Here is a 16055-nt window from a genome sequence, read left to right on the forward strand (position 1 = left end):
CCCCTCCGGCGAGCGCCCTGCCGCTCGCCGCTGCCTGCCAAGTCCCACGTCACACCTAAATCTCGTCGGCCACGCTTCGTCTTTCTGACAACGCATATTTACGCAGCCGATGGCGACGAGACCAAACATGAACCCACTGAATCAACTCCCCGACGACGACTTGCTGGCTTTGTTGATGGCCGACGACGTCGGTTCAGAGCATTCCATCAAGGCTTCCACCCATCGCGGCCCCACTCCCCTGTCCTTCGCCCAACAACGCCTGTGGTTCCTGCAACAACTCTCGCCCGACAGCAGCGCCTACAACCTGCCTAACGCGCTGCACCTGCGCGGCCCGCTGGATACATCGGCGCTCGCCGCGGCCTTGCAGCAGATCATCGACCGGCACGACGTGCTGAAAACCGCGTTCCAAACCGTCGATGATGAACCCCGGCAAGTGCTTGACCCGCAAGCCCGCATCCACGTGCGCGAAGAGGACCTCTCAGGCCTGGCACCGCACGCCCGTAGCACCGCCGTGACTGAGCGGCTGGCCGCCGAGGCCGGTGCACCGTTTGACCTGGGGCAAGCCCCGCTGATTCGCGCCACCCTGATCACCCTTGAGCGCGACGAGCATATCCTGCTGTTGAACATGCACCACATCGTCTCGGACGCCTGGTCCAACCCGATCCTGATGCACGACCTGATCCAGGCTTACCAACGCGCCTGCCAGGGCGATACCACGCCGCTGGCGCGACCTGCGATCCAGTACGCGGACTACGCCCGCTGGCAGCGCGAGGAGTACCCGAACACACCCGAACAACAGCGGGCCGCCGACTATTGGGCCGGTTACCTGGGACGAGAGATTCCCACGCTGGACCTGCCTACCGAGTTCCCCCGCAATGCCGAACAACAACACCGTGCCGGCAATCTTCAACTGTCAGTGCCCACAGCCCTGAGCCAACAGTTGCACAGCTTCTGCCAGCAACAGGACCTGACGCCGTTTATCGTGCTGCTGGGCACCTGGCAACTGCTGCTCAGTCGCTACAGCGGCCAGCAGGATTTCACCGTTGGCGTGCCGAATGCCAGCCGTAATCAGAGCGAGACCCAGGACCTGGTGGGGTTCTTCGTCAGCAGCCAGATCTATCGCACGCAACTCACCGACGACCTGACCACAGGCGAGTTTCTCCAAGCGCTGCGCCAGCAATCGCGGGCGGCGATGGAACATGCCGACTACCCGATTGAACTGATCATCGAGCGCTTGCAGCTGCAACGCAGCACCCAGGCCAACCCGTTGTTCCAGACCCTGTTCAACTGGCGGGTGAGCCAGGATCAACCGGCCGCTCTGACGCTGGGTGAGCTGAGCCTGGCGTTCCTGCCGGTGGCGCAACATGAGGCCAAGTTCGACCTGTCGATGGACGTGGACTACACGCCACAACAGATCACGGCGAGCATCGAGTACAGCACGGCACTGTTCGGCGCGGCGACGATTGAACGCCTGGGACAGCACTGGCTGCGCTTGCTGCAAAGCCTCGTTGACGGGCCGCAGCGGCGACTGGCCGAACTGCCGATGCTCGACCACGCCGAGCAACATCAGATGGTCAGCGCATGGAACGCCACCGCCACCCACTACCCGCTGCACTACAGCGTCCAGCAACTGATCGAAGCCCAAGTGGCGGCCACACCCAATGCCACGGCGCTGGTGTTCGGCGACCAGCAGCTGAGCTATCACCAGCTCAACCAGCGCGCCAACCAGCTCGCCCACAAGCTTATGGAACTGGGCGTCGGCCCCGATGCACTGGTGGGTATCGCCACCGAGCGCAGCCTGGAGATGGTCATCGGCCTGCTCGCCGTGCTCAAGGCCGGCGGCGCCTATGTGCCGCTGGACCCGGAATACCCGCAGGACCGCCTCAGCTACATGATCGAGGACAGCGGCATTGGCCTGCTGTTGACCCAGCAGCATCTGCTCACGCAGTTGCCGATTCCGGCTGCGCTGCCGGTGCTGACCCTCGATCAACTGGACGTCAGCGCTTATGCCGACACCAACCCGGAGGTCGCCGTTGACGGTGAAAACCTGGCCTACGTCATCTACACCTCAGGTTCTACCGGCAAGCCCAAAGGCGCCGGCAACCGGCATTCGGCCCTGACCAACCGGCTGTGCTGGATGCAACAGGCCTATGGGTTGACCGCCGACGACACGGTGCTGCAAAAGACCCCGTTCAGCTTCGACGTGTCAGTGTGGGAGTTCTTCTGGCCGCTGATGACAGGCGCCCGTTTGGCCGTTGCCGGGCCTGGCGATCATCGCGACCCGGCCATCCTGATCAGCCTGATTCAGCGTTACCAGGTCACGACCCTGCACTTCGTGCCGTCGATGCTGCAGGTGTTCCTGCTGGACGAACAGGTCGCCCAGTGCACCGGCCTGACACGCATCATCTGCAGCGGCGAAGCCTTGCCGGTGGACGCCCAACAACAGGTGTTCGCCAAGCTGCCGAACGCCGGGTTGTTCAACCTCTACGGCCCCACCGAAGCCGCCATCGACGTAACCCACTGGACCTGCCGCGAAGAAGGCAAGGCCAGCGTGCCGATTGGCCAGCCGATCGCCAACCTCACCACCTACATCCTCGATGCCGAACTGCAACCGGTGCCCGCCGGCGTCATCGGCGAGTTGTACCTGGGCGGCGAAGGCCTGGCCCGGGGTTACCACCGCCGCCCTGCCCTCACCGCCGAGCGCTTCATGACCAGCCCGTTCGGTGATGGCCAACGCCTCTACCGCACCGGCGACCTGGCCAGCTACCGGCCCGACGGCGTGATCGAATACCGTGGCCGTATCGACCACCAGGTAAAAATCCGTGGCCTGCGCATTGAGCTGGGGGAAATCGAAACCCGCCTGATGGAATTGGACTGCGTGCGCGAAGCGGTGGTGATCGCGGCTGACGGGCAGTTAGTCGCCTACGCCGTGCCCGCTCAAGCCCGTGACGCCGCTGAATTGCGCAGCGACATCAAACACCGCCTGAGCGAACACTTGCCCGACTACATGGTGCCGGCCCAGTTGATCTTCCTCGACCAACTGCCCCTGAGCCCCAACGGCAAACTGGACCGCAAGGCTCTGCCGAAACCCGATGCAAACCTGCTGCAAAAAGCCTACGTGGCGCCGCAGAGCCCACTGGAGCAGCAGATCGCTGTCATCTGGCAAGACGTGCTCAAGCGTGAAACCGTCGGCCTGCACGATGACTTCTTTGAGCTGGGCGGTCATTCACTGTTGGCTACCCAGGTCGTCTCCCGTGTGCGTCATGCCCTGAACACCGATGTGCCCCTGCGCAGCCTGTTCGAGTGCAGCACCTTGCAGGCGTTCGTCGCCACCTTGGCCCAAGAACCGGTCCGCCACGAGCCGCCCTTGGTCCGGGTCGCACGCGACCAGCCGCTGCGCCTGTCTTACGCCCAGGAACGCCAGTGGTTCCTCTGGCAACTGGACCCTCAAAGCACCGCGTATCACATCCCGGCGGCCCTGCGCCTGCGCGGCCATCTGGACACCCAGGCACTGCAGCACAGCTTTGAGCACCTGATCGAGCGCCATGAAAGCCTGCGCACCTCGTTCACCCAGGACGGCGAGCGTACCGTCCAACAGATCGCCGCCCACGCTCCGCTGGCGATCACCGTCGAGTCACGGCTGGGCGCAGACGAGCAGGCGATCCAGGCGTGTGTTGAACACGAAATCCAGCAGCTGTTCGACTTGCAGCATGGCCCGCTGCTGCGGGTCAAACTGCTGAAACTGGCGGATGACGATCACGTCCTGATCCTCACCCAGCACCATATTGTCTCCGATGGCTGGTCGATCAACGTGATGATCCAGGAGCTGATTGCCCTGTACGCCGGTTTCAGCCAGCAGCAACCGGTCAGCCTGCCTGACCTGCCCGTCCAGTACGCCGACTATGGCGTGTGGCAGCGCCAGTGGATGGAGGCCGGAGAGCGCGAGCGCCAACTGGCCTACTGGACCGAGCAGTTAGGTGGCGAGCAGACGGTATTGGAACTGCCCGCCGACCACACCCGGCCGTCGGAGCAAAGCTACCGCGGCGCCCAATTGGAACTGGCGCTGGGCCACGAGCTGAATCAGTCGCTCAAGCAATTGGCCCAGCAGCAAGGCGTGACGTTGTTCATGCTGTTGCTGGCCTCGTTCCAAACCCTGTTGCACCGCTACAGCGGGCAAACCGACATCCGTGTCGGTGTGCCGATTGCCAACCGCAACCGCGTGGAAACCGAAGGTCTGATCGGTTTTTTCGTCAACACCCAGGTGCTGCGCGCAGAGCTCAACGGCCAGGCGCGGTTTGTCGACGTGCTGCAACAGGTCAAACACCACGCCTTGCAAGCCCAGGCTCACCAGGACCTGCCCTTCGAGCAACTGGTGGAAGCCCTGCAACCGGAGCGCAGCCTCAGCCACAGCCCGCTGTTCCAGGTGATGTACAACCATGCCGGCGTGCAGCCGCAAAACAGCGTCAGCCTGCCCGGCCTGAGCCTTGAAGTCTTGGAAGGCACGCTACCCAGCACCCAGTTTGACCTCTCGCTGGACACCGCCGAGTCCGCCGACGATCTGCTGGCCACCCTCACCTATGCGATCGACCTGTTTGAAGCTTCAACCGTCCAGCGCCTGGCCGGGCATTGGCAAACCCTGTTGCAGTCCATCGTCCGTAACCCGCAGCAACGCCTGGGTGAACTGGACATGCTTGGGCATGAAGAACGGCACCTGATGCTCCATGACTGGAGCAGTGCCACCCTTGATTACCCAAGTGAACAACGGGTCCATCAACTGTTTGAAGCCCAGGTGGCGAAGCAACCATCAGCCCCGGCCTTGCTCTTCGAAGACCGCCAGTTGAGTTACGCCGAACTCAACGCCCAGGCCAATCGCCTGGCTCGCCATCTGGTGAGCCTGGGCGTCGGGCCCGACGTGCTGGTGGGGATTGCCGTGGAGCGCGGTCTGGACATGATCATCGGCTTACTGGCGGTGCTCAAGGCCGGTGGCGCCTACGTGCCCCTGGACCCTGAATACCCGCAGGATCGGTTGCTGTGCATGATCGAAGACAGCGGCACGCAACTGATGCTGACCCAGAGCCACTTGCGCGAACGCCTGACGATTCCTGCCGAGGTGGCGCACCTGTGCCTGGACCAGAACCAAGCCTGGGTCGATCTGGACGACAGCAACCTGGTCAATCGCGCCCATGCCGATAACCTTGCGTATGTGATGTTCACCTCCGGCTCCACTGGCCGGCCAAAAGGCGTGGGCATCAACCAGTCCTCGCTGACTCGCCATGCCTACGTGTCGTTGGGGTTCTTCAATCTCAATGGCGGCGACCGCATCCTGCAGTTTTCCACCTTCAACTTCGACGGTTTCGTCGAGCAGCTGTACCCGGCCCTGATATGCGGCGCGTCGGTGGTGCTGCGCGGCACCGAAATCTGGGACACCGAGACCTTCTACCACGCCCTGATCAAGCACCAGATCAGCGTGGTCGACCTCACCACGGCCTACTGGAACCTGCTGGCCAAGGATTTTGCCGCGGCTGGCCCACGGGATTACGGGCGCCTCAAGCAAGTGCACGCCGGTGGTGAAGCCATGCCGCCAGAAGGCCTCGCCGCGTGGAGCCAGGCCGGCCTTGGCCACGTCAAATTACTCAACACCTACGGCCCGACTGAAGCCACGGTGACGGTCACGGCCCTTGATTGCACCGACTATGTAACCGGCGCACGCCCCACGCCCTTGACCATGCCCATCGGCAAGGTCCTGGCCGGACGCAGCATCTACCTGCTGGACGACAGCGGTGCCCCGGCGCCGATTGGCGTGGTGGGCGAACTGGTGATCGGCGGCGAGTTGCTGGCGCGGGGTTATTTCAATCGCCCGGACCTGACGGCCGAGCGCTTCATGCCCGACCCGTTCAGCCAAAGTGGCGGCCGCTTGTACCGCACCGGCGACCTTGCGCGCTACACCCCCGACGGGGTGATCGAGTACGTCGGCCGGATCGACCATCAGGTGAAGATTCGCGGGTTCCGGATCGAGTTGGGCGAAATCGAAGCCCGACTGCTGGAGCACGACATGGTGCGAGACGCCATCGTCCTCGCCCAACCGGCCGCCAGCGGTTTGCAGTTGGTGGGTTATGTGGTGCCCGAGGCCACGGCCGTGCCGCACGCAGAGCTGCGCCAGTCGATCAAAGCCGCGCTGGCAGCCGTGCTGCCGGACTATATGGTCCCGGGCTTCCTGATGTTCCTTGATGTATTGCCCCTGAGCCCGAACGGCAAGCTGGACCGTAAAGCGCTGCCCAAGCCGGATGCCAGCCAACAGCAAAACCACTATGTGGCGCCGCGAACGGCCCTGGAAATCCAGGTCGCCGGAATCTGGCAAAGCGTGCTCAACCTTGAGCAGGTGGGCCTCACGGATGACTTCTTCGCACTGGGCGGCCATTCGTTGCTGGCGACCCAGATCATCTCCAGGGTGCGTCAGGCCCTGGGGCTGGATGTGGCCCTGCGCAGCCTGTTCGAACGCAGCGTGCTGGGGGATTTCGTCGCCGGCCTGGACGGTCGCGCGCGGCAGCATGAGCTGCCATTGGTGCCCGTCGAACGCACTCAATCGCTGCCCCTGTCCTACGCACAGGAGCGCCAGTGGTTCCTCTGGCAATTGGACCCGCACAGCGCCGCGTACCACCTGCCGGCCGCCCTGCGCCTCAAGGGCACGCTGGATGTCGCGGCGCTGGAGCACGCGTTCAATCAACTGATCGCGCGTCACGAAGCACTGCGCACCACCTTCGTGGTGGACAACGAACACCCCCGCCAAATCATCGCCGACCAGGCACCGCTGGCGTTGGTGGTCGAGACGCTGAACGGCACGCCGGACGACGCCACGATCAAGGCCTTTGTGGAGCACGAAACCCGGCAACTGTTCGACCTGCAAAACGGCCCGCTGCTGCGGGTCAGGCTGCTGCGTCTGGCGGACGATGAACATGTACTGGTACTGACCCAGCACCACATCGTTTCCGATGGCTGGTCGGTGCAGTTGATGGTGGAGGAACTGATCAGCCTGTACGGCGCCGCCCAATCTGGACAGCCTCACGCACTGGCACCGTTGCCCATCCAGTACGCCGACTATGCCGCCTGGCAACGGCAATGGATGCAAGCCGGCGAGCGTGAACATCAACTGGCGTACTGGACCGGCCAGTTGGCCGGTGAACACAGCGTATTGGAGTTGCCGACGGATCGCCCGCGCCCGGCGGAGCAAAGCTACCGAGGTGCCCACCTGTCAATCACCCTGGCGCCCGGCCTGGGCGATGCCGTGCACGCCTTTGCCCATCGCGTTGGCGTGACGCCGTTCATGCTGTTGCTGGCGTCTTTCCAGACCCTGTTGCACCGCTACAGCGGCCAAAACGATATCCGCGTCGGTGTGCCGATTGCTAACCGCAACCGGGTCGAAACCGAGGGGCTGATTGGCTTCTTCGTGAACACCCAAGTCATGAAAGCCGAGTTCAGCTCGCACCTGCGGGTCGAGGCTCTGCTGCAACAGGTCAAGCAACATGCATTGGATGCCCAGGCGCATCAGGACCTGCCATTCGAACAACTGGTGGAGGCCTTGCAACCGGAACGCAGCCTCAGCCACAACCCGCTCTTCCAGGTGATGTTCAACCACCAGAGTGCCGACAAACCCAGCGCCACCGAACGTCCGTCACTGCCTTCGGCGTTGCAGGTCGAGGGATTGGACTGGGAAGGCAGCACCTCGCAATTTGACCTGACCCTCAGCACCAGCGAATCGGCCGAAGGCTTGAGCGCGACCCTGACCTACGCCACCGACCTGTTCAACGCCACCACCGTCGAGCGCCTTGGGCGGCATTGGCAACAGCTGCTGCACAGCCTGATTGGCGACCCACAACAGCGAGTTGCAGATTTGGCGATGCTCAACCACGCCGAGCAACATCAGATGGTCAGCGCATGGAACGCCACCACCACCCACTACCCGCTGCACCACAGCGTCCAGCAACTGATCGAAGCCCAAGTGGCGGCCACACCCAATGCCACGGCGCTGGTGTTCGGCGACCAGCAGCTGAGCTATCACCAGCTCAACCAGCGCGCCAACCAGCTCGCCCACAAGCTTATGGAACTGGGCGTCGGCCCCGATGCACTGGTGGGTATCGCCACCGAGCGCAGCCTGGAGATGGTCATCGGCCTGCTCGCCGTGCTCAAGGCCGGCGGCGCCTATGTGCCGCTGGACCCGGAATACCCGCAGGACCGCCTCAGCTACATGATCGAGGACAGCGGCATTGGCCTGCTGTTGACCCAGCAGCATCTGCTCACGCAGTTGCCGATTCCGGCTGCGCTGCCGGTGCTGACCCTCGATCAACTGGACGTCAGCGCTTATGCCGACACCAACCCGGAGGTCGCCGTTGACGGTGAAAACCTGGCCTACGTCATCTACACCTCAGGTTCTACCGGCAAGCCCAAAGGCGCCGGCAACCGGCATTCGGCCCTGACCAACCGGCTGTGCTGGATGCAACAGGCCTATGGGTTGACCGCCGACGACACGGTGCTGCAAAAGACCCCGTTCAGCTTCGACGTGTCAGTGTGGGAGTTCTTCTGGCCGCTGATGACAGGCGCCCGTTTGGCCGTTGCCGGGCCTGGCGATCATCGCGACCCGGCCATCCTGATCAGCCTGATTCAGCGTTACCAGGTCACGACCCTGCACTTTGTGCCGTCGATGCTGCAGGTGTTCCTGCTGGACGAACAGGTCGCCCAGTGCACCGGCCTGACACGCATCATCTGCAGCGGCGAAGCCCTGCCGGTGGACGCTCAACAACAGGTGTTCGCCAAACTGCCGAACGCCGGGTTGTTCAACCTCTACGGCCCCACCGAAGCCGCCATCGACGTAACCCACTGGACCTGCCGCGAGGAAGGCAAGGCCAGCGTGCCGATTGGCCAGCCGATCGCCAACCTCACCACCTACATCCTCGATGCCGAGCTGCAACCGGTGCCGGCCGGTGTCATCGGCGAGTTGTATCTGGGCGGCGAAGGCCTGGCGCGCGGTTACCACCGCCGCCCTGCCCTCACCGCCGAACGCTTCATGACCAGCCCGTTCGGTGATGGCCAACGCCTGTACCGCACCGGCGACCTGGCCAGCTACCGGCCCGACGGCGTGATCGAATACCGTGGCCGTATCGACCACCAGGTAAAAATCCGTGGCCTGCGCATTGAGCTGGGGGAAATCGAAACCCGCCTGATGGAATTGGACTGCGTGCGCGAAGCGGTGGTGATCGCGGCTGACGGGCAGTTAGTCGCCTACGCCGTGCCCACTCAAGCCCGTGACGCCGCTGAATTGCGCAGCGACATCAAACACCGCCTGAGCGAACACTTGCCCGACTACATGGTGCCGGCCCAGTTGATCTTCCTCGACCAACTGCCCCTGAGCCCCAACGGCAAACTGGACCGCAAGGCCCTGCCGAAACCTGATGCAAACCTGCTGCAAAAAGCCTACGTGGCGCCGCACAGCCCGCTGGAACAGCAGATCGCGGCCATCTGGCAAGACGTGCTGAAACTGGAACGCGTCGGCCTGAACGACAATTTCTTCGAACTGGGCGGTGACTCCATCATCTCCATTCAGGTGGTCAGCCGCGCCCGCCAGCAAGGCATCGCCTTTACACCCAAGGAACTGTTCCAACACCAGACCGTGCAAGGCCTGGCCAGCGTGGCCCGTGTCGGCGCAAGTGCCCAGGTGATCGACCAGGGACCAGCCGCCGGCCCGCTCACGTTGCTGCCGATTCACCAGGTATTTTTTGAAACGGCGATCCCTGAGCGCCATCACTGGAACCAGTCGGTACTGCTCCAACCTGCGCAACCGCTGGTGGCCGAGGCACTGCAACAGGCGTTGCACGCGGTGATTGAGCACCACGACGCCCTGCGTTTGAGCTTTGAGCAACACCCCGGCGGCTGGAGCGCCCAGTACCGGCCAATGGTCGACTGGCAGTTGCAACAGGTTGACGCCACCGCCGAGCAATTGTCGGACCTGTGCGATCAAGCCCAAGGCAGCCTCGACCTGCAACACGGCCCGCTGATCCGCGCCTTGTTGATCCACTTGGCTGACGGTACCCAGCGCTTGTTGTTGGTGATCCACCACCTGGCAGTGGATGGCGTGTCCTGGCGGATTCTTTTTGAAGACCTGCAAAACGCCTATCAACAGGTCAGCGACCAGCAGCCGGTGCAGCTGCCGGCCCGCACCAGTTCGGTCAAGGCCTGGGCCGAGCGCCTGCAACGCCGCGCGCAAAACCAGACGTCCCAGGACGAACTGAACTACTGGCTGGCGCAACTCGACACCAACACGCCCGACCTGCCATGCGAACGTCCCCATGGCAGCCTGGATAATCGCCACAGCCACACGCTGCATACCCACCTCGACGCCCGGCAGACAAAACAATTGCTGCAGCAGGCGCCCAAGGCCTATCGAACGCAGATCAACGACTTGCTGCTAACGGCCCTGGCACGTGTCATCAGCCGCTGGACCGGCGCCCCGCACTGCCTGATCGAGCTGGAAGGTCATGGCCGCGAAGACCTGTTCGATGACATCGACCTGACCCGCACGGTGGGTTGGTTCACCAGCCTGTTCCCGGTCAAGCTCGTGCCGGCCGCCAACCTTGGCGACTCCATCAAGCAGATCAAGGAACAGTTGCGGGCAATCCCCGACAAAGGCCTTGGCTATGGCGCCCTGCGCTACCTGGGCACGCCGCAGGCACGGGCCAGCCTCGGCGCCTTGCAGGCACCACGCATCACGTTCAACTACCTTGGCCAGTTCGACGGCAGTTTCGATGCCAGTCAGGGCTCGTTGCTGGCCCCTGCTGCCGAAGGCAGCGGCCGTGAGCAGGCGCTGAATGCGCCACTGGGCAACTGGCTGAGCCTCAATGGCCAGGTATACGGTGATGAACTGACCCTAGGCTGGCAATTCAGTCGGGAGATGTTCGACGAAGCGACCATTGCGCACCTGGCCGATGACCTCAAGCGCGAGCTGCTGGCCCTGATCGAGCATTGCTGCGACACCGCCAACGTGGGGGTCACGCCGTCCGACTTCCCGCTGGCGCGGATCAGCCAGGCGCAACTGGATCGCCTGCCGGTGCCGTTGCCACAAGTCGAAGACGTCTACCCGTTGTCGGCGATGCAACAGGGCATGTTGTTCCACACACTGGAAGCACCGGAAAGCGCTCTGTACGTGAACCAGATGGCCGTCTCGGTCACCGGCCTGGACGTTGCGCGGTTCACAGCAGCCTGGAACGCCGTGATTGAGCGCCATGAAATCCTGCGTACCGGGTTCTGGGCCGACAACCAACTGGCCGAACCGCTGCAAGTGGTCTATCGCGCAGCGACGATGCCTGTCGACGTACTCGACTGGCAGCAACGGGGCGTCACCGCCCAAGACCTGGAGGTACTCGCGAGCCAGGATTGCGCCCGTGGCTTCGAACTTCTGCGTGCGCCGCTCACACGCCTGACCCTTGTGCAGCTCGACCCGCAGACGCACTACCTGATCTGGACCAGCCACCACATCCTCATGGACGGCTGGTCCAACTCGCGGATGTTGGGTGAAGTCTTCGCGATCTACAACGGCCAGGCCGCACCGGCCAAACGCGGGCATTACCGCGATTACATCCGCTGGCTGCAAGATCAATCCCAGGCGGTACTGGAGCAGTTCTGGAAAACCAAGCTCCAGGACTTGAACGGCACCTCGTCCCTCGCCAACAGCCTGTCGCCCAAACCGGCCATGGAATTGGAAGGCCACGCGGCGCTGTATCTGAATTGGGATGCGCTGCAAACCGCACACTTGCGTGAGCAGGCCCAACGTCTGCGCGTCACCCCGAACACGCTGATCCAGGCCACGTGGTTACTGCTGTTGCAGCGCTATACCGGCCAGGACACCGTGTGCTTCGGCGCGACGGTCGCGGGTCGTCCAGCCAGCCTGCCAGGCTCGGAGGACATGCTCGGGCTGTTTATCAACACCTTGCCCATTATCCAGACCCCGCAACCGCACATGCCCGTCGCCCAATGGCTGCAAGCGTTGCAGGCCTATAACCTGGAAGTGCGCGACCACGAGCACGCGTCCCTGGCGGACGTACAACGCTGGTCGGGCCAAGGTGGCCAGCCGCTGTTTGATAGCATTCTGGTGTTTGAAAACTACCCGGTGGACGAACGCCTGCAGGAAGCCGGGCAAGAACGCCTGAGCTTTGGCGACGTCAGCAGCCGCGATGTGACCAACTTTGCCATGGACCTGGCGATCAACCTCGGCGACACCCTGAAGATCGAGTTCCTGTACCTGCGCAACCGCTTTACCGAGGCCGCCACCGCACAAATCCTGCGCAGCTTTGAAACCCTGCTGCTGGAACTGCTGAACAACGCCCAGGCCAACGTCGGCAGCCTCACTATGCTGGCAGGCACCGAACAGCAACTGTTGCTGCAACGTAACGTGCTGAGCCCAGCCATGGCACCACGCGCCCACCTGGCACAGGTGATCCGTCAACACGCACTGGAGCGCCCTGACGCAGTGGCGGTGGTGTGCGACGGGATCGAGTTGAGCTACGGCGAACTGGATGCCCGGGCCAACCGCCTGGCCCACTGCCTCATGGCCCAGGGCATCGGGCCGGAGATGTTCGTTGGCGTCGCTCTGGAGCGTTCGGTGGACGTCATTGTCGCGTTCTATGGCGTCATGAAAACCGGCGCCGCCTACGTGCCGCTGGACATTGACTACCCGCAGGACCGCGTGCAGTGGATCGTCGAAGACTCTGCCATGAGCGTACTGATCAGCCAGCACTCGCTGCGGTCGCGCTTCGACGGCCTGGGCGAGGCGACGCTTATCGACCTGGATCGCCTGCCGCTGTCGGACTGGCCGGCGACGTGCCCGGCACCGCAGGTGCACGACGATAATCTGGCTTATCTGATTTACACCTCGGGCTCCACCGGCAAGCCCAAGGGCGTCGCCGTGACCCATGGGCAAATTCGCATGCATTGCCAGGCGATTGCCGAGCGTTACGAGATGGACAGCGGCACCCGCGAATTGCTATTCATGTCGTTCGCCTTCGACGGTGCCCAGGAGCGTTGGCTGTCGACACTGCAAAGCGGCGGGTGCCTGGTGGTGCGGGGTAACCAGCTGTGGACACCGGAAGAAACCTGGCAGGCGCTGAACGCCCACAGCATCAGCATCGCCTGCTTCCCTCCGGCGTATCTGCAACAGCTGGCCGAGTACGGCGACAGCCAAACCGATGCACCACCGCCCGTGCGCATCTACTGCTTCGGCGGTGACGCGGTGGCCGAGGCCAACTTCGAGCTGGTCAAACGCGTGCTCAAGCCGCAGTACCTGACCAACGGATACGGCCCCACCGAAACCGTGGTTACCCCGCTGCTGTGGAAAGTGAGTGCCGACGAACGCTGCAACGCGGTGTACGCGCCGATCGGCACCCGCGTCGGTGAACGTACCCTGTATGTGCTGGACGAACACCTCAACCCAGTGCCCGATGGCGTGGCGGGCGAGTTGTACATCGGCGGCGAAGGCGTTGCCCGTGGGTATCACCAGCGGCCCGGCCTGAGCGCCGAACGGTTTGTGGTTGACCCGTTCGCTGCCAACGGCACACGCCTGTATCGCACCGGAGATCTGGTGCGCCAACGCCCCGACGGCGTGATCGACTACCTTGGCCGCCTGGACAACCAGGTGAAAATCCGCGGTTTCCGTATCGAACTGGGAGAAATTGAGTCACGCCTGCGCGAGATCCCCGACGTGCAAGACGCCGTGGTGGTCGCCCGCGATACGGCCGGCGGCAAGCAACTGATCGGTTACGTGGTGGCCGATGCTTCGGCCGGGCTGGGCGAACGCCTGCGTGCAGCTTTGCAGGTGGAATTGCCCGACTACATGGTGCCGGCGCAAATCCTCGCGCTCCCGGCCTTCCCGCTCAACCCCAACGGCAAGCTGGACCGCCTGGCCCTGCCTGACCCGGACTTCAAAGGCCGCGCCTTCGTTGCACCGCGCAATGCGTTGGAGGCACAACTGGCAGCGATCTGGCAGGAGGTGCTGGAGTTGGAGAGTGTAGGCGTCACCGACAACTTCTTTGAATTGGGCGGCGACTCGCTGCGCATTCTCAAGGTGCTGTCGAAGGTGCGCAGCCAGCCGGATATCGGCATCGAACTGAAACTGCGGGACATGATCGGCAAACCCACCATCGCTGAGCTGTCCGGGTTTGCCGAGGACGATGCCAGCCTGAATCCGCTGCTGCTGCTCAACAGTGAAACGACGCACAGCTCGCCGTTGTTCTGCCTGCATGCCGGTTTTGGCACGGTGTTCGACTACGAGCCCCTGGCCCGTCGCTTGGATGGACAGCGCAGCGTCTACGGCCTGCAATGTCGCATGCTGCTGGACCGCCAGTGGAACGATGATTCCCTGGCGTCCATGGCCATCGATTACAGCCAGTACATCCGCCAGCAGCAAGCCAGCGGCCCGTACCACCTGGTGGGCTGGTCGCTGGGCGGCACCCTCGCGGTGCTGGTGGCCCAGGAGCTGGAAAGCCAGGGCCAACGCGTGGAGTTTCTCGGCTTGGTGGACAGTTTTGTGCCCACTGGCGAAGACGTCTTGAGCGACGACTGGAGCGACGACTTGCGCGGGTTCCTCGCGGTACTGTTCGGCCTGTCGGCTGAGGCCTTGCCAGCCTTCGACGTCAGGGCGACGACGGACAGCGCGGTGCTGGAGCAACTGATCGCACAGGTCCAGTCAGGCGCTGCCGCGCGTTCGGTGTATGCCGCAATCAGCACCGAGGAGCTGGCTCACACGTTCCAGGTAGCGATGAAACTCAAGGCGTTGTCCACGGGACTGGACGGCTTGCCGCCCACCCAGGCGCAAGCCCATTGCTGGTGGGCCAAGGCGCTTGCCGACCAGCCGGCATCGAACCTGGCCAGCGCCCGGAGCAATGAACAGATCGCCGCCGGCCACTACGACATGCTTAACCACCCGACCCTGCTTCAGGGTCTGTTGCAGCACCTGGCGCTGCAACCCGTAGCCAGTTGAAACGTCGCCGCCCCTGATGGTCAGGGGCGGCGCTTCAGCCTATTTCACAAGGAATATGCAATGCCCCTGGACCCTGATCTCGAAGGTTTTCTGGAATTGGCGCAGATGGGTCGCCTGACCGGTAAAAGCCAACCCATGCACGCACTGAGTGTTGAACAGGCACGGCGGGAGTTCGAACAGACTTCGGCCATTCTCGACCCCAGCCCGCCGGGGTCGGTGGTGGTCACCCACCTGACGGTCACCGCCCGCGATGGCCATGCACTGCCCGCCCGCCTTTACCGGGCGCCCGGCACCGCGCAGTTGCCGGTGATTGCGTACTTCCACGGCGGCGGTTATGTGGTGGGCAGCCTGGACTCCCACGACTCCATCTGCCGCAGGCTCGCGGCCAGCGGTCAGTACGCGGTGTTCGCGCCCAGCTACCGTCTGGCGCCACAGGCGAGCTTCCCGACCGCAGTGAATGACAGCCTCGACGCCGCCAATTGGCTGGCCGAACAGGCCGGCAACCTGCAACTGGACAACCGCCGGATTACCCTGGCGGGTGACAGTGTGGGGGCAACGCTGGCGACCGTCCTGGCGATCACCGCAGTGAAGGCGCCGCAGCAACTGGCGTTCAAACCCTGGGCCCAGTTGCTGTTTTACCCGGTCACTGATACCTCGCGGCAGCGTGATTCCCATCGCCACTATGCCGAGGATTACCTGCTGGAAACGGCCACCCTGGAATGGTTCTACCAACACTATTGCCCGAACGCCCAACAGCGTCTGGACTGGCGAGTCTCGCCGTTGCTGGCCGAAGGGCTGACTGCACTGGCACCGGCCTATATCAGCCTGGCCCAGTACGATCCGCTGTATGACGAAGGGCAGGCGTACGCCCAGATGCTGGCCGCGAGCGGCACAGCGGTCAGCCTGCACGTGCAGTCGGGGCTGACCCATGACTTCCTGCGCATGAACGGCATTACCAGCGCGGTTGCAGGCATTTATGAAGGCGTGTTGAGTTGGTTGGGGGAACAGCGCTAAGCAACACTTGACCGTTCCCGCC

The 16055-nt window shown here is 63.5% G+C and carries 2 protein-coding genes; both read left to right on the plus strand.

Going from position 1 to position 16055, the window contains the following annotated elements; all coding sequences use genetic code 11:
• The first annotated feature begins 127 nt into the window (after nucleotides 1-127).
• Complete coding sequence (locus tag ACKZ62_RS17435) at nucleotides 128-15019, plus strand: non-ribosomal peptide synthase/polyketide synthase (RefSeq protein WP_447095585.1); 14892 nt, start codon at nucleotides 128-130, stop codon at nucleotides 15017-15019.
• 60 nt (nucleotides 15020-15079) lie between these two features.
• Entirely contained in the window at nucleotides 15080-16033 is a 954-nt protein-coding gene (locus ACKZ62_RS17440; protein ID WP_181644312.1) for an alpha/beta hydrolase, read from the plus strand.
• Nucleotides 16034-16055: the final 22 nt, after the last annotated feature.

The sequence above is a fragment of the Pseudomonas sivasensis genome, assembly GCF_052938085.1.

Coding starts and splice junctions, on each gene's coding strand:
- ACKZ62_RS17435 (WP_447095585.1), top strand. CDS start 128: ATGAACCCACTGAATCAACTCCCCGACGACGACTTGCTGGCTTTGTTG.
- ACKZ62_RS17440 (WP_181644312.1), top strand. CDS start 15,080: ATGCCCCTGGACCCTGATCTCGAAGGTTTTCTGGAATTGGCGCAGATG.